At 52.4% G+C, this 14,765-nt stretch carries 15 protein-coding genes; 8 read left to right on the top strand and 7 right to left on the bottom strand.

Annotation, left to right across the window (positions count from 1 at the left end):
* Positions 1 to 85 precede the first annotated feature (85 nt).
* From AC1RO0_RS19665 to AC1RO0_RS19635, 7 genes are all read left to right on the top strand, one after another.
* Positions 86 to 430 carry a hypothetical protein gene (locus AC1RO0_RS19665; protein WP_498594493.1) on the top strand — a complete coding sequence of 115 codons (345 nt, stop codon included), beginning with the start codon at positions 86 to 88 and terminating at the stop codon, positions 428 to 430.
* Positions 431 to 542: 112 nt separating this feature from the next.
* Positions 543 to 998, top strand: coding sequence for a hypothetical protein (locus AC1RO0_RS19660; protein WP_498594492.1), 456 nt, complete (start codon positions 543 to 545; stop codon positions 996 to 998).
* Positions 999 to 1,112: 114 nt separating this feature from the next.
* Complete coding sequence (locus AC1RO0_RS19655) at positions 1,113 to 1,433, top strand: hypothetical protein (protein WP_498594491.1); 321 nt, start codon at positions 1,113 to 1,115, stop codon at positions 1,431 to 1,433.
* An 11-nt stretch (positions 1,434 to 1,444) separates the two neighbouring features.
* Positions 1,445 to 1,645: a DUF7706 family protein gene (locus AC1RO0_RS19650; RefSeq protein WP_498594490.1), complete on the top strand. Its 201-nt coding sequence runs from the start codon at positions 1,445 to 1,447 to the stop codon at positions 1,643 to 1,645.
* A 261-nt stretch (positions 1,646 to 1,906) separates the two neighbouring features.
* Entirely contained in the window at positions 1,907 to 3,745 is a 1,839-nt protein-coding gene (locus AC1RO0_RS19645) for a hypothetical protein (protein WP_498594489.1), read from the top strand.
* Between the two features lie 244 nt (positions 3,746 to 3,989).
* Entirely contained in the window at positions 3,990 to 4,412 is a 423-nt protein-coding gene (locus AC1RO0_RS19640; RefSeq protein ID WP_498594488.1) for a hypothetical protein, read from the top strand.
* A 3-nt stretch (positions 4,413 to 4,415) separates the two neighbouring features.
* Positions 4,416 to 5,687, top strand: coding sequence for a plasmid recombination protein (locus tag AC1RO0_RS19635; protein ID WP_498594487.1), 1,272 nt, complete (start codon positions 4,416 to 4,418; stop codon positions 5,685 to 5,687).
* Positions 5,688 to 5,770: 83 nt separating this feature from the next.
* On the opposite strand, the gene AC1RO0_RS19630 is transcribed toward AC1RO0_RS19635, so the two are convergent.
* From AC1RO0_RS19630 to AC1RO0_RS19615, 4 genes are all read right to left on the bottom strand, one after another.
* On the bottom strand, positions 5,771 to 6,073 hold the full coding sequence (locus AC1RO0_RS19630; protein ID WP_498594486.1) for a hypothetical protein: 303 nt from the start codon (positions 6,071 to 6,073) through the stop codon (positions 5,771 to 5,773).
* A 248-nt stretch (positions 6,074 to 6,321) separates the two neighbouring features.
* Positions 6,322 to 7,080 (bottom strand): hypothetical protein, encoded by a 759-nt coding sequence (locus AC1RO0_RS19625; RefSeq protein ID WP_498594485.1) that lies wholly within the window; start codon positions 7,078 to 7,080, stop codon positions 6,322 to 6,324.
* 108 nt (positions 7,081 to 7,188) lie between these two features.
* Positions 7,189 to 7,956: an LEM-3-like GIY-YIG domain-containing protein gene (locus AC1RO0_RS19620; protein ID WP_498594484.1), complete on the bottom strand. Its 768-nt coding sequence runs from the start codon at positions 7,954 to 7,956 to the stop codon at positions 7,189 to 7,191.
* Between the two features lie 50 nt (positions 7,957 to 8,006).
* The gene (locus AC1RO0_RS19615; RefSeq protein WP_498594483.1) at positions 8,007 to 8,639 is read right to left on the bottom strand and encodes a recombinase family protein; all 633 of its coding nucleotides are present in this window, start codon (positions 8,637 to 8,639) and stop codon (positions 8,007 to 8,009) included.
* A 225-nt stretch (positions 8,640 to 8,864) separates the two neighbouring features.
* Here AC1RO0_RS19615 and AC1RO0_RS19610 point away from each other — a divergent pair, with 225 nt between their 5' ends.
* Positions 8,865 to 10,151: a DNA cytosine methyltransferase gene (locus AC1RO0_RS19610; RefSeq protein WP_498594482.1), complete on the top strand. Its 1,287-nt coding sequence runs from the start codon at positions 8,865 to 8,867 to the stop codon at positions 10,149 to 10,151.
* Here AC1RO0_RS19610 and AC1RO0_RS19605 read toward each other — a convergent pair.
* The 3 genes from AC1RO0_RS19605 to AC1RO0_RS19595 form a co-directional block, all read right to left on the bottom strand.
* Positions 10,096 to 10,998: a hypothetical protein gene (locus AC1RO0_RS19605; RefSeq protein WP_498594481.1), complete on the bottom strand. Its 903-nt coding sequence runs from the start codon at positions 10,996 to 10,998 to the stop codon at positions 10,096 to 10,098. The two genes, AC1RO0_RS19610 and AC1RO0_RS19605, sit on opposite strands and share 56 nt — an antisense overlap.
* Positions 10,998 to 13,373: an ATP-binding protein gene (locus AC1RO0_RS19600; protein WP_498594480.1), complete on the bottom strand. Its 2,376-nt coding sequence runs from the start codon at positions 13,371 to 13,373 to the stop codon at positions 10,998 to 11,000. The genes AC1RO0_RS19605 and AC1RO0_RS19600 overlap by 1 nt, the downstream gene beginning before the upstream one ends.
* A 182-nt stretch (positions 13,374 to 13,555) precedes the next feature.
* Positions 13,556 to 14,734, bottom strand: coding sequence for an HNH endonuclease (locus AC1RO0_RS19595; RefSeq protein WP_498594479.1), 1,179 nt, complete (start codon positions 14,732 to 14,734; stop codon positions 13,556 to 13,558).
* Positions 14,735 to 14,765: the final 31 nt, after the last annotated feature.

The raw sequence follows: 14,765 nt of genomic DNA, 5'->3' as shown, positions 1-14,765 counted from the left end.
TACCTCCTCCCCACAATCCGGCAATTTTGCTTCCGCTTGGAACGATCAGCGAAGCTTTGCCAAAACTTAGAAAGGACCCATCAAGATGAGTGACACTGAATATACACCGATTATTGTCGAACGTGATGATGCACCAGACATCGAATTCCACGGATTTAGAGTCGCCGGAGTGTCCAGTTCCGGAGATAGGTCGAACCCAGATTTTTCTGGTTCGCCAGGATGCAGAACGCTGATCCGCTTGTATCGTACGAAAGGCGGCAAATTCGTATGCGAGCGCATCGAACGGAGCAATTGGGCAGGTGAGCGCGACCAATACGATGCTCATATTTGCGACAAGACAAGCGAGATCGTCGATTTCTTCGGTCATGGCTGGCTTGCCAAATCCCTTTATGCTGAAGCCGGGATTTCGACCGCCGTTGAGGTCGAATAGCTTCAATGCTCCGGCTGTACGCGGCCTAACCTCAGCCTCAATTAACAATCTGGCAATTTTGCTTCCGCCTGGAAAGCAACAGCGAAGCTTTGCCAAAATGAAAGGAATGACAATGGAAAGCATTGCGCACCTGACGCTCTTCACAGGCCACCTCCACGACAGTCCCCGCAAGGAAGTGCCACGCTGGGCAATCGACAAGCTCAAGCCTCACGTCATGAGCGCAGGCGGCGAAATCGGGGATACTGGCTGGACCGTCAAAATGGTTCAGGGGGTTGCTCCCGGCTCCTGCGGTTTCACGCTTCACCATTCGGGGCTGTGGCTCTTCTCTTGCTATATGGCATGGACTACAACGGCCGATGCGCCGATGTGGGAGGTCGTCAGACAGGTTTCCAAGACATCCGTCCCGAAGCCGAAATCGGTTCCGTGGCTGGCAATTCACGCAATGCCACACATGCCCCTGATACTGTTCAGGGCTCCTCACGCTCTGTCGGAGGCGGGCGATCTCGAACGCTGCATTGCGTGGACCGTAATTGAAGGAATGACCGGGGGCACGCCGCTAGCGGCGTGAAGACCATCTAACCGGATTTCCCCAAATCCGGTCGCAAATCCTCTCCCCAATCACAGTCTGTGAAGCTTCCGCGTAGGAAGACCAGCGAAGCTTTGCCATCATAAGGATATCAAAATGCTTACATTCCAAAATTTCAAAACCAGTCCCGCTGCGGATATCTGCCGCAAAGCGGGCTTCTCCATCGCGAAGTTGGTGAGCTGGAACCAGTTTACCGAAGCGTTCCAGGTCTTGAGCGAGAAGACCGACTATGAACTGCCCAAGCGCTTTCAGACCATGCCTGCGTCGTCGGGCGAAAAGGCCGTCATTCAGGCGATCCTCCACGCTGCCGACTACTCCCGATACGCGGATGAGATCGAAGGGACATGGGGCCGCCTGAGTTACGTGACGGGCGAGCATGCTGAAGCTGTCGCCGCCTCGATCCTTCGTCGCGGTTGAGGAGGTCGGACATGATGGATGCTCACAGCATGAACGTTATCAGCTTGACCCTGGACGACACTCACGCCGAAGCGCTGGCGCAATTTTGCAAGCGCTCCTTCCTCGACCGCGTGCGAATATTCTCCGCATCTGAAACCGAGGCGCGGCTGATGGTCGATGCGATCCACGAACTGCGTCATGCGCTCGCCGAAGCCGGTTTCTCTCCGCGATAGTCGGATCGGCGGTTGACGCCGGTTCCGCCTGCCATGAGCATTAAAAAAGCCGCCTTAACGGGCTGGAACCCTCGGCGGCTTTTAGGAAGATATTCACATGATTGCTTACGGCTACGTGATTGTAAAGACCCAAATTCGGGATAGGTGAGCGGCAGGCTGGCATATCAGCCAGCCGGTAGCGCCGAACTTCTCAATCTAAGCCGTCAACAAATTTGGCCAGTAGCTTCCGGCCCATTTCATCACAATCAGGATAATCACAACATGTTTGCATCAGCCGCAAACGTGGTGGCGTCTGCATGCGGTGATCGCACGCGGAAGGCGACCACGAACCTTCCAAACGGGATGATGGGATTCGAAACCCGTTATGCCGAAGCTCGACGCCAGAAAAGACAGGCGAAGGAACGCCGTCAGCAGCGGTCAGATTACGACGAGACGAACGATTTTGCAGCCACGGCCATCGAGCAAAAGGAGCTAGTGCGTGAGCGACTGGTAGAGGGCTACAAACTCCATTTCGGAAACAACATCGCGGGGCGATGGAGAGAACCCTTTACAGAGTTCGGGCTTCGATCCGAAGACAACTTCATCCTGAAATATTTCGCGTCGCTCGTCCCTCGCGGCGGACGGGCGCGGGCGTCGAACGACAAGGCAAATCTGGCGGTACAGACACGTTCGAAACTTTTGACCTTGGACTATCCATATATCGAGCTTAACCGCGAGTTCATGGCTGCGCTCCGCGTCGATGGCGATGGCATTTTCAATAGTCCCGATGCCTGTGAGGCTGCACTAAGGGAAGTAGTCAGCGACGGACGCATTCCCTGCCTGCCGCATATCATCGTGGGCGATTTGATGGACGACGGGACATTCGCAAAACCGCATTTCATTTGGTTATTACCTTACGGCTCCGCCGTCTGGCGCAGCGAAGATGAGCGATGCCGGAAGGAGCCGGTCAAGTTGTTCGACTCCGTTGCTCGTGGTCTTGTAGCCGCATTGTTGGAAATCGGCGCAGACCCCTGGGCACCGACGCTGACCGGCCGCCTCAAATGCCCGACCTCGCCGATCTGGTGCACGCGCACGCCAAACACAGATATTTGGCCCACCCTGTCGGAATATGCCGAATATGTGGACACTCGCATCAGCCGCGCCGTGCTGACCCGTAAGGCGGCTGCGGTGCAGTCGAGGTTGGGTCTTACGGCATCGAACAAGCTGTTCGATGCGCTGCGCACGGAAGGCCAGCGCCTCTTGGCCGAATGGCATTTCGGAGCCGACGCTCGGATGCGCGGTAGCCGTGCGGCACTGGCGGACCATCTCCACGAGGCGCTTGCCAACTTCGCAGAGATGGCAGGACCTGGCTCGGAAGGTGTCAGCTACGTGACGGGCAAGGTCAGTGATTATCTTGCCGGGCACTTCGATCCGGAAAAGCTCGATGTTAAGGCCGTCAACCGTGGCAAGTTGCTCCATGTCGTGGAGGGCCTGGAGACCGTCAAAGAACGACAAAAAGCAGGCGGGCGGTATGCAGGCAGCGCGAAAGGCGTTTCGACGCTGAAACGGCTCGTAGATGCGTTCCAGCAGCTACAGGTGGCAGGCAAGTCGATCACGCAAACTGCGGTCGCCACCGCCAGCGGGATTTCTCGCCGGACGGTGGTTGCCCGGTGGGATGAGGTTGTTCTGACAGCAAAGAACAATCGAAGGGGCTGTGAAAATAGCTGTATAGATAAAAAGGTGGGTGCATCCCTGGCACTCCCGGATACAGCAACCTTTCACGGTCCCCGGACAACCACGGCAGAATCCGATCTGGTCGCCAAAGATGCGACCTGGAGACAAGTGGCCGAGCCTGGATGGGAAGAGCAACAGACCTGGTGCAAAGCCGATGGCTTGTTGCGACAGGCCGCGAGCGATGTTCGCAAGCACCGGCACGAAACCGGAATACGGCGGCATATCGGAGATGTCATCGAGCGGATCGCTCGCGACAATCCTGATCAGCCGCGTCTCGATGCCGGGACCGTGCTGGCGATGGTCGAGCGTCCCGCGCCGCTCGATGACGACTTGGCTGCGATCCTGGAAATGATCGAAGGCATGGCGCAAAGGCAGATGGCAACATAGCCGTCTGCGGTTATGGCATCCCCGGACATGGATGGGGGCGGTCGGCAGGCTCTCGATGAAATCGTCCCTCGGAAGAGGCCCCTGGCAGGGTCCGGCTGACGGCCCCCTCCGGGAGGGACCGACGGCTGCTTGCAGTTGGTAGTCGGTCACTACCAATTACGATTCCGTCCTATTTTCTGTTTCCGCCGATGAAGTTTTGAGTCCAAGATTTAAGGATAATTTTCCTATTTTTTGGAGCGAAGCGATGCAGGAATACCAGACACATCAAATAATAGATCGGATCATCGGACTCGACACGAGGCACTATGCTGTCGCCGCGCACCTGCTCAAAACGATATGCGCTGACGATCCTGCACTCGCTCAAACATGGATCGATCTCGCTGGTGAGGAAAAAGATAGCATAGATCGCCTCGGCTTATTTATCCTGCCTGAGAGCGTTTTTCAGGTGCTTCATTCGCACGTCCGGTACGGATACGTGATCGAATGGCTCGGAAAATGGTCCGTCGAGTCATTTCAGCTTAAGGGGGAGCTTGCGAGCTGTTTGCCGGGTGGCTGGTCTGAAATTGATGAGGCACTTACGGCTGAGCTGAAAAGTCGTTCAGACCCCTATTATTTGGAGTTTGACGTTCCCGTTTGGGAACCCATGTCGCCACCTCCGCAGGGGTGACGTATGGGTTACCAGTTCGTGCATTTGGAATCCTACAGCCGGAAAGCCGACAGCAAAGGCCGGTCAACAAACTTCATATTTTCGGAAGCGAGCCGCGAGCCGGAAGCCTCCGTCCACGTTCCAAATCCGCTGCCGCCCGTCGTCGTATACGGTGTCGGCATTGAGGCCGTGCAGGCAATGCACGATAGCGCGGCTGCGACCGCGACGATCAACGTCAAAGGCGGTCACGTTCGCAAGCTTGCGAAGGACAAAAAAACGCTTCACACGGTCGTCGCCAGCCATCCCTTCACCATGGATGAAATCCGCGCCGATTCGGCTAAACGAGCGCAAGCGGAAGAGTGGGAAAAGCGAACAATCTCGTGGCTTCGTTCACAATACCCAGGCGATCTAAAATCGGTCATCCGCCACGAAGATGAGTCACATTATCACCTCCACGCTTACGTTGTGCCACTCGACGAACCGGGGATGTCGGCGCTCAAATTCCATCCGGGTGTCACCGCAAAGCGTGAAATCATGGATCACGGCCCGGCTGAAGGTGAGGAAACGAAGGCGCTCTCAAAGCGAGCCGATGCGGCTTACAAGCAGGCAATGAGGACATGGCAAGACTCGTACCATGAAGCCGTTGCCGTGCCATGTGGATTGACGCGCCTCGGTCCGCAACGCCGTCGTTTGAGCCGGGACGAGTGGAAGCGGGAACAGGTGCAGGCGAAGGCGTTGCAACAGACCGTGGAACGGGCGAAGGCAGTGAAAGCCTCTGGTGATGATTTCATCCAACGAACGAAATCTGAAGCTGCTGCGATCCGCACCGCCGTCGACATGGAACAGCAGGAAGCAGCTAGGGCGGCACAAGCTGCTCTGGCTGCTGAAAAGCAAGCTCGGAAAGCGCAGGAAGAGGCCACGGAAGCGGTTTCTCGCGCGGAAAGGTACTCCGGCGTGTCCGGCAAGCTGCGAGCGATGTGGGACGCCCTTGGCGAGTCGAGACTGGCAATGAAAATTCGACAGGAATTTTCTGACGAACTCGCTCGGGTACAGGCTTTCGCGAAGACGATTCAAGAACGGCTGAAAGCGGAGGAAAAGCGCCGTCGTGAAGCTGAGCGGAAAGCCCATGAAGCGCAGCAGGATGCCGAGCGAGCGCGAGACTTGGCCCTTCGGATGCAAATCGAACGGGATCGGGCATGGTCGTTGTTGCCACCCGAAAGACAGCAGGAGTTGACAGCAGCGGGACCGGCAATGCGGATGACGTTGCGACCGAAACATAAGAAGGAGGGAAAGTAAGGTGACGGACTGGCTATCCGGCAGACTTGGAAGAGAGTCCGGCATCAGGAAACTGACTGCTGGACTCTCTTCCAAAACACGCATCAAGTCACAACTTCGAATTTCGGCGCTTTCAATAGCCGAAAAAACGTGGCCTCTGCCGTTCGTTGCGCAGAAGGAATGTCGCGTGCGAAATCCATGATGACTTTTTCGTATCTCCCGATTTCACGGTCGCAAGGAACTGCGATATCGATCCACCAGAGTACCCTTTGCTCAAATGGAACCTTTGAAAACTTCAGATAGTATAACGGATATCCGGGGAACCGGATTTCCGTGAATCCGCTGTCGTCATCCGGTGCGGTATCCCATTCAAAAATCAGAGGCTTTTGTTTCTTCGGCTTCGCCATGCGTTGTCCTTTTTTTCTTGCGTTGTCGTCAATCGACGGACGAAAGAAAGCCACGGAAGCCCCGCAATGTCCATTCACAAGTATATTTTGTTTTGTAATTATATTTTTGTAACTATTTACTATATTTTTCAACTTTTATGGACAGGTGTAGTTGACAAGGAAATGTATATAAAAAGATTTACTCGAATTTAGCGAGATTAATACTTTAACATTTCTTTGGTGTCAACAAATAATATTTCGACATTTCCTTAGTCTAGGCCGGGCGGCTTTGGACCGCCATCCAGCGTTTCCTTAGCCTCACGCTTCCGCTCTTCGGCCTCGCGGCGCTGCTCCTCATACCATCGGGCGGCCGCTCGTGGGAATTCATAAAGGGTCATCTCTGGCGTTCTTTGGCGGCATTTGCGGAGGTTCTTCCAGCCGTCATCTGTCGCCGAACATGCGTCAATCCAGTCGTGAGCTTCCGGCGAAACGATCAGCTTCAGCGCCAAAATTGTATCTGCTCGCATGAACTTGTGCTGCAAATCATCCAGCAGCGTCCAGATATGAACTGGCTCGTCCGCATATCGCGCGGGCATCCCGGGGATCGGTGCAGGCGTCTTAAACAGGTGTGGGCGATGTATCCGGTTAAGCTCGATGATATCGGCGTATGTCAGGCCGTCCATAACATGCAGGTGATGTTCGCCGGATCGCGTCGAATAATCCCAATAGACATGCTCTTCGTGGTCGAATTCGGGGTGATCTCCCGTTTCATCATCTGCTGCTTTTCGCCGCCTTGGCTGCGCTGGGCGTGGTGGCGTCGGGGCCGGAGCAGGGGCGAATGATGGGAGAAAGAGCTGCACCGGCTTCGTGTCCAGCAGCATCAAAAGTAGGAAAAGCAGCAATTTCCTTTGACGGTTACGCTCTGCCTGTAGATGACGGCGACGAATGTCCTCCAGCCAACGCTGGAACCAATCGTCGGGACGGCGCTTCTTGCGATCTTCTTTTTTTATTTGGGCTGATGACTTCATCCGAGTCCTCCTTGCAATCCACACAAGGATCACAAGAGGGATTGCAAGGATCAAATGTTTAGGCCGTTGATCGAGCTGACAATCGACATTTCCCAGAGCACACGCAATCTACTCAACGTTTGGAGAACCGTCCATCTTGTAGGTGTATCGGATAGCATTCTGTGCGCCTGTAAACGCTTGAGGTGGTCTTTTTCTCAAATATTGGTTTTGAATTTCCTGGCTCGCGGGTTTCCCAACGAACCCGATCTTCTTTTCATTGACCACGGTTGTATGGCCAGGAAAATTCTCAGGGGTGCACATTAGCCAATGATCAGGCTTGAACACAGCGGCAACAAGGCCGTCGATAAGAGGCATCACAAAGTCGGCCATTTCTGCTCGCTTGCGGGTCATAGGCCAGACGCCTCGACACGCCTCGTAATCATCCCAATCGGGGTTGTTGTTGGTGATAGTGAGGAAGATGATTTTGTGCTCCGGGACGAGGGTGGCAGCCGTGAACTTTTCGATGATGGTTTCGGCTGCCATAGCACCGAATTCGTTGTTTCCGTGGCCGCCTTGGATATTTGACAAGCCCGGGAAGACATCAATTAGTGCGCCCTCGACAAGAAGCGCCTGTTCTCTGGTTAATCCGTGTCGCTGAATGATATGCATGACCTGAAGTCCGGTCCTGCGAATTTCATTGATGCGGGTCAACTTAATCGATGAAAAATCCTCGAACCTCTCAAGATCACCCTTCTTTATGGTCGCATTTACGTGTTGGAAAACACGGTTTCCCTTGCCCATGCCGACGTAGAAAGTGTCGCCATTCCTGGGATCGATGAGCCGGTAGACGTAATACTTGAGGCGATCTTGGACTTCCGGCGGAAAACTGTTCGTCAAAGGCTTTACCTCCGATATCGTAGTTGGGAGCACATGAAGTCAGGAATTCTTCAAAAGCCCCATTTTACAAGGGCTGCATCGCTTGCTGCCGGATTACTTTTGATACGGTGTACTGTCTGACGGGATAAGCCCGTCATTTTCGCGATAGTCGAGCCACCGGTTCCAATAACTAGTAGCTGTTGGACGGTACTGAAGGTATTCCTGTCATAGCCGGGTTTTTTGCCCAAGTACTTACGGTCATCACATTTTGCGGATGCAATCCCAGCCTGTTGAGCAGCTTTTGAGACCTCGACTTGCGCCTGCGCCATCGCCGCCATAAACGATATCAGAGAATCTCGGACCGCCTGTTGCATTGGATCATTCGTAGAGCCATCGAAAGTCATGTTGTTGATGACCGTTCGGACAATGACACCTCTTTGGATGAACTCCCTGATCACCGTCGTCACGTCTTGATAATTTCTGCCGAGTCTATCGATCCACCGCACAACTAGCGTGTCTCCCGCTCTGAGCTTGTCGAAAAGCCGCTTTCCCTGCGGGCGATCAGCAAGGATCGTGCTTGCCCCGGAAACGCCGTGATCAGACAGCACCTCGTCGATCTGAAATCCGGCTCCTTTTGCTTGACTGACTTGATGATCAAGATTTTGGTCGACAGTCGAAACGCGAGCATAAAAAAGTATGGCCATGTTAGTCTCCGGTGTCCGTTTGGGTTGCGTCCAAAAGGTCCGACGTCCGAATGCAAGAAACAACCTCAGCGGACGGCCCTAGCGACATCTTGCGACCGTCCGCAGGGGTATACCCTTGCGGTAATTGGAAGCTGGCGTTATGCCGGAAAATGAGCCTGGCGATTTGTCAACCAAAATGCCATACGTTGAAATATACGTAGTCGACCTGATTCCAATGATCGATCAATGGCCAACAAAGCTCCTGTTTTTATAGATGTTTTCGCCGGATGTGGCGGCCTAAGCCTCGGATTGATGCAGTCGGGGTGGAATGGCTTATTTGCTGTCGAGCAAGACAGGAATGCTTTCGAGACGCTTTCACACAACCTAATTGAAGAACGCGCCCACTACCGGTTTGCTTGGCCAAGCTGGTTTCCTCAGGCCCCTATCAGCGTATTCGATGTCCTCAGGCAATACCGTGACAATTTGACTGCATTAGCTGGCACGGTTGATATGCTCGTTGGCGGCCCTCCCTGCCAAGGGTTTTCCAGCGCGGGTAAACGAAATCCCGCTGACCCTCGGAACCGGCTTGTCGAAGCCTACCTAGAATTTGTTTCCATACTCAGACCGCGCATTGTCCTCATTGAAAACGTGAGAGGGATCACCTCCGATTTTCAAGATGACAACTTGCAACGGATTAACTACGCACAGCGTATAGTTCAGAGCTTGGAACACGACTATGACGTGTTTACCAAACTGATAGACGTCTCAACCTATGGGGTGCCGCAGAGGCGTCACCGTTTTTTCATCATTGCCGCACGTCGCGACTGCGGTTTCGATGATTTTGCTCCTTTTATCCAGTTGGAAGCGGAACGACAGCGATTCCTTCGCGACAAGGGCATCGCAGCCGTTCCGACCACCACCCACATGGCTATATCCGACCTTGAGGTATCACGTAACGGCAAAGCTCCCAGCCGCGATAGTGCTGGCTTTGAGGAGATTCAATATTCGGGGCCGGTGACATCTTACCAGACGATCATGCGTGCAGGTGCCAATGAAGGTATCGAAGATAGTCGCCTTGCGAAGCACCGGCCGGACATTCAAGCACGTTTTGCGAAGTTCATTGAGCTTTGCCATGCCGAAGGTCGCCTGAACACATCGCTCTCATCAGAGTTGAAAGCTAGCTTTGGCCTCAAAAAGTCAGCAATTCGCGTTCTCGACCCAGATCAGCCTTCGCCCACGATTACCAGCATGCCGGACGATTTGATTCATTATTCAGAGCCGCGAACACTAACAGTCCGAGAGAACGCTCGCCTCCAGAGCTTCCCAGATTTCTTTGAATTCAAAGGAAAATATACGAGCGGGGGAGAGCGCCGCAGACAAGAAGTTCCTCGTTTCACACAGGTCGCAAATGCTGTGCCACCATTAATGGCAGAAGCGATTGGCAAAATGATTGCGTTCAAATTGAGCGGGGGCGAAGCTACTCCCCGAATAGCTTATCAAACAGTTCCTGAAAATCTAATAGATCGACTCTGAGGGTTTTCATTGCCTCGACGGTGATTTCGTCGCCTTTGCGGTCATAAAGCTTTCTTGAAAAACCATCACGCTCAACTCGGATATGAGCCAAATCGTTTCTACGTGGCATAACCTTACTTCTGTAAGATTCAAAGGTATCCTTAAATTCCTGATGGATACCCGCCGCTTTCATGATCTTGATCAGTAATCTGAAGCGCTCGTCACTGGAATACACCAGATGATGCTCTTCCAATTCCTTCACGTGCTTGATTTGTTCTATGGCCTTCAAGGCCTTGTCCAATTGGTCGCGCTTCTCGACAATGCGGTCCTTTACTATCTGCAAAGAGCTTTCTTGCAACTCTTCATGAGTGTCAAAGAGCTTGGCAAGATTCACATTGACAACCTGATCTATGTCGCTTGTTGCTCCCATCACGATGCCGCGTGAGTGGTCTATATCAAGCACCTTCCGCACAAGATTTTCAAATACTCCTTCAACTACGTCCGGCAATTCAGGACGGTGAGCTGTAAAGACGCCCGCAATCTGCTTTTGCGCGATCATAGCGGCCAAATTCGTAGTGGCCTGTCCTGAATAAAAGATGATATCTTTATAGGCGAAGGCATCGCGAACTTCCGCGACTCCTTCGTCCCCCTTCTTTCCCGCGCCAAGATCATAGTCCATTAGCACGAGATCGATGTGGTCGCCGTATATTGAGCTTGAAAGGAACTGGGTTGCTTTTTCGACGGCGGGCGCAAATTCAACAGCCAGACGGAAGCCTTGCTTGCGAATAAGCGCGTCAATCCGCTGCCTCTGAGACTCTACAAGCCCTTGATTGTCTTCAACCCACAACACGTTGAAATCGAGTCTCATTATCGTGCAATCCTTATCAAGAATGCAGCTCCCTTAGCGCCATTTGTCTCAATCACTTCGATTGTTCCGTTCATTTCACCCAGAACGTGTTGAACGTGATACAAACCAAGTCCCGAACCATCTGTTTTAGTGAATCCTTTTTCAAAAACCCGTTCCGTATCTTCGATAGTGGCGTCAAAGCCGCGACCGTTGTCTTCGACAAGGATGTGAACGGTATCTCTGGCGGGGTGGGTGATGTTGAAATTGACCTTCGTGGCACGCGCTTTGCGGGCATTGGATATAAGATTATCGACAACGACTGAGACATCTATTGGCTTGAATTGCTTTGAAAACGATTTGCCATCTCCAATTACCGACAGACTCATCGGGCCGGAGAGAAAATCTTTCGCTACCTGATTTATATACTGCTCAATATATTCAGCGACATCCGCCTCTATTTTCTCGGATTCCAAGCGAAAATTTGCTTTCGTCGCGAATTTGGTGACCCCCATAATTCTGCGGTTCAAAAGTGAAATACCATCCAGAGCTGCTACCACCTCGGCCTTCGAGACAGATGTTTTTCCTTCCAGACCGACGACGAAATTCTCAATTCTCTGCTGCACATCGACCGCATACATCGTAACTTGATGATGAAGGTTGAGTATCGTGTCGACATCCAACGTCGAAACCGAAGTAAGAAATAGGTTCCTCTTCTTTTCTTCGGTTAGCTGTACTGTTGCCGTTTCTGCGATGCGTTCGGCGTCCGAGGCTCGCTTGAGTGCCGCTTCTTTTGCACGGCGCTCCTCATCCGCTTGCCGCCTTGCTCGCTCCTCCGAAATTCGCATTTCTTCGAACCGGCGTTCTGCCTGTTCAATATTCGCAAACAGCGCTCTGTCTTTGGTTTTCTCTGCAATGGCACGGAGACTCGTGAGCGAATTCTCAAACTGTGAGGATCGCTCGTTGAGAATGCCGATTAATTTCGTGCTGTATTCAAGGAGTTCGACGTCTTTGTCATCAACAAGCTTTGCGACCGCGTTGGCAACCCTTGCGCGGCCTGGGTCAGTCATTAGTCGCGATACATCTCCGAAGTTTTTGTCCTCGGAATCGACAAACGTGACCGGCACAACATACTTCTCAAGTCGTATGAGACAATGATCGCGGAAGCAGCGCCTCAGTTGCACCACAGCGGGCGTTTCAATTAGACCTGTGTTTCGGCTAGACGCTTCTTGAAAATCGGCATCAGCGCCTGACACATCTAGGCGTCCTATCACGTCACGAGTGCCGAGAAATCTGGCGTAGCCTTGCTGCTTACGCCTATCCATCCGGAACCAATCGTCGCCTTCTTCCCCGATGGGATAAACTCGAAAGCCATTTCGGAAGACAAAAACTGACCCAAACTGCACGGATGGAACACCCATGCGACGCGCGAAGGTTATTTTGGCAGACTGGTTGAGGAAAAACACCTGACATCTAAAACCTGAAGGCTGGAGCAGGTTATAGGGGTTCGGCTCGCGGATACGATAAATTAGCTCTCCTCGGTCAATCAGAGTTGTCTCAAGGGTGTTTTGATGGGCGTCAATAAAGACTTCTATTGAAGTGGTTTTCTCAGCCAAGGCAGAGAAGATAAAGTTGCCTACCTCACCATTGACTAGCTTCGCTTCGTTGGGCTCTTCGCTCTTCCTGAAGGCATTATTACGTTCGTCGTCATCACCTTCGGCTTCATTGGGTGCGTGAAGAAAAATTTTGAACCCATCAGTAGCCGCGCCAAATGGGTTTATCAGCTTCGCGAGCGCAGATTTTAGCTGAAGTATCTTTTCGCGGTTCCAAAATTGTCGCGTTCGCTCAATTGTTATTACGGTTCCGTGGGCAAGTTCAGGGACGATGGCGGGAGCCTCAAAACCCTGACCATTTTGGCTGTAGACGACATTTATAGAATCAAAATGCTTCCGGTGGTTTTCATCAAACTTTTCCCAGTTAACATAGACGGAATGAACCTTCCCTCGAAGTTCCGTCGCTGGAAGAGTCTGCAATCGAACCGCCGCGCCAAGTCTATCCGATGAAAATCGGCCTATACCCTTGCTACCGGCATAGTTTTTGCGCTCCGCGATACTATCTCGAAAATCGGCTTGCCGGTTTACATCCTTCTTTGCGGAATAGGCGACAAACAACCATTTATCGCGAATGTCGTCGTACGACATCCCAACACCATTATCCGCGATCAGAATTTTCCCATCGTCAAAAACTATATCGACCCGCGTTGCGTCCGCATCGAATGAGTTTTTCACCAACTCAAAGATAGCAACTTCATCGTCTGTGATCAGGTCGCTACCTAGAACGCTCTTTAGGCCGCTGCTAACGTCGAAGTGAAGGTCTGCCAGATTGAACTCCTCGGACAAGTCGAATTGTGGACGTGTAATACATATGCATCTTTGTCGAATTAATTTTCAACCACGGCAACTGTGGATTGGAAAGATAATCACCTCTTTAAACGCCAAACTATCTTGGTCGCCGTCTGTAGCCCTTGTTTTCTGGAGAGTTTGCCTTCTCTTGGCCCTCAGCGAGAGTATTTTTTCCTTTGCTATTTAAAGACCTCCTGACGATGGTGGTCCAAGTATTTCTTGTTTCCTGCGGACAGCATAATAGGCTGCCACGGCACCTGAAGACCAAACGCCTCAATGACTGATGGCGTTAGGCGTTTCGATAAGATCACTGCGCCGGTATCATCAAAAGAAATGAGTCCCCTGTCGAAGAGGCTATCAAGGTGCACTGCCAACAAAATTCCGTTGTCTGGGTCGAGGCGTTCCTTATGAGTCGCAACGGACCAAGGTTTTATGTGTGATGCTCTTAAAAGTTCGGGGATGTCGACGGAAGAAATGACGCACTTGCCCCCGAACCTTTCCAGAAGAGATCGTCGGAATCTTGTTTGACCCAATCGCGCAGCACGCATCGCTTCGCTTTCGGTTCGAGGATCGACGTTCAACTCGTCGCTTTCGGCATACGGAGGCATCTTCGCTCCTATCAGCGCAGCTAAGAACCCTCGGATAGCCGCGTTGGAGGGAAAATCGAAATCAAGCCCGAACGGAATCTCCTCCCGGCCGGTGTGCTTTCTCTTCGGGAAGGCTCTCATGGTGTTATTATGGTAGAAAAAGCTGTTTTGGGGACGCACTGCGCCAGCCAATTTAAACTCCTCCATCATACTTTCCCAAATTGGTGCTACGACCAGCGGAAACGCACTACTCTCGCGCTTCACGTAGCATGTTAACTTCCCGAGCGTCGCTCGTTGAGTTTGAACCCGCGCCGGACCAATTTCAAATCCTGCTGCTGCCAGAGCTGAAAGCACCGCACGCTGCTTGTCAGTACCGAGCCCGTCTGCGTCAAATGTCCACCTGACATTGACTGGAGTTGTATCCTGCACTTCGGTCGCGAAACCTATTCCGGCATAAGTAAATGGATCGCGATTTCGTTCTCGATGAAAAATGTGAGAAGGATATTCATCGGAAACCAATTTACAAATTTCTGGTTGGCCCAACTTAGTTCCAGATTTCGCGCTCCATATTAGTTCTGAGCCATCCCAAAAGCTGTTATGGTCTGGGCCGTTTCTGCCGGGCGTGCCTACATTGCAGAATACAAAAAAATCACCATCGTACTCGGCATAACCCGTATCCCAGTTTCCAGGGCGCTTAGCCGATGGTACGCCAAGAGCATCTTGTAGTTCAGCGCGGGTGAAGGTTGTGCCGATGGCGGCTGTAAATTTCATTTCTTAGGCTCCAGTTCTGGCTGCAGAAACT

The sequence above is a fragment of the Rhizobium sp. GW821-FHT14E12 genome (assembly GCF_058803745.1).
The sequence above is the reverse complement of the archived record's forward strand: the minus strand, read 5'-3'. Positions and strand labels throughout refer to the sequence as shown.

Excerpts from the sequence above, each read along its gene's own strand:
- AC1RO0_RS19665 (WP_498594493.1), top strand. The coding sequence starts at position 86 with ATGAGTGACACTGAATATACACCGATTATTGTCGAACGTGATGATGCA.
- AC1RO0_RS19660 (WP_498594492.1), top strand. The coding sequence starts at position 543 with ATGGAAAGCATTGCGCACCTGACGCTCTTCACAGGCCACCTCCACGAC.
- AC1RO0_RS19655 (WP_498594491.1), top strand. The coding sequence starts at position 1,113 with ATGCTTACATTCCAAAATTTCAAAACCAGTCCCGCTGCGGATATCTGC.
- AC1RO0_RS19650 (WP_498594490.1), top strand. The coding sequence starts at position 1,445 with ATGATGGATGCTCACAGCATGAACGTTATCAGCTTGACCCTGGACGAC.
- AC1RO0_RS19645 (WP_498594489.1), top strand. The coding sequence starts at position 1,907 with ATGTTTGCATCAGCCGCAAACGTGGTGGCGTCTGCATGCGGTGATCGC.
- AC1RO0_RS19640 (WP_498594488.1), top strand. The coding sequence starts at position 3,990 with ATGCAGGAATACCAGACACATCAAATAATAGATCGGATCATCGGACTC.
- AC1RO0_RS19635 (WP_498594487.1), top strand. The coding sequence starts at position 4,416 with ATGGGTTACCAGTTCGTGCATTTGGAATCCTACAGCCGGAAAGCCGAC.
- AC1RO0_RS19630 (WP_498594486.1), bottom strand. The coding sequence starts at position 6,073 with ATGGCGAAGCCGAAGAAACAAAAGCCTCTGATTTTTGAATGGGATACC.
- AC1RO0_RS19625 (WP_498594485.1), bottom strand. The coding sequence starts at position 7,080 with ATGAAGTCATCAGCCCAAATAAAAAAAGAAGATCGCAAGAAGCGCCGT.
- AC1RO0_RS19615 (WP_498594483.1), bottom strand. The coding sequence starts at position 8,639 with ATGGCCATACTTTTTTATGCTCGCGTTTCGACTGTCGACCAAAATCTT.
- AC1RO0_RS19610 (WP_498594482.1), top strand. The coding sequence starts at position 8,865 with ATGGCCAACAAAGCTCCTGTTTTTATAGATGTTTTCGCCGGATGTGGC.
- AC1RO0_RS19605 (WP_498594481.1), bottom strand. The coding sequence starts at position 10,998 with ATGAGACTCGATTTCAACGTGTTGTGGGTTGAAGACAATCAAGGGCTT.
- AC1RO0_RS19595 (WP_498594479.1), bottom strand. The coding sequence starts at position 14,734 with ATGAAATTTACAGCCGCCATCGGCACAACCTTCACCCGCGCTGAACTA.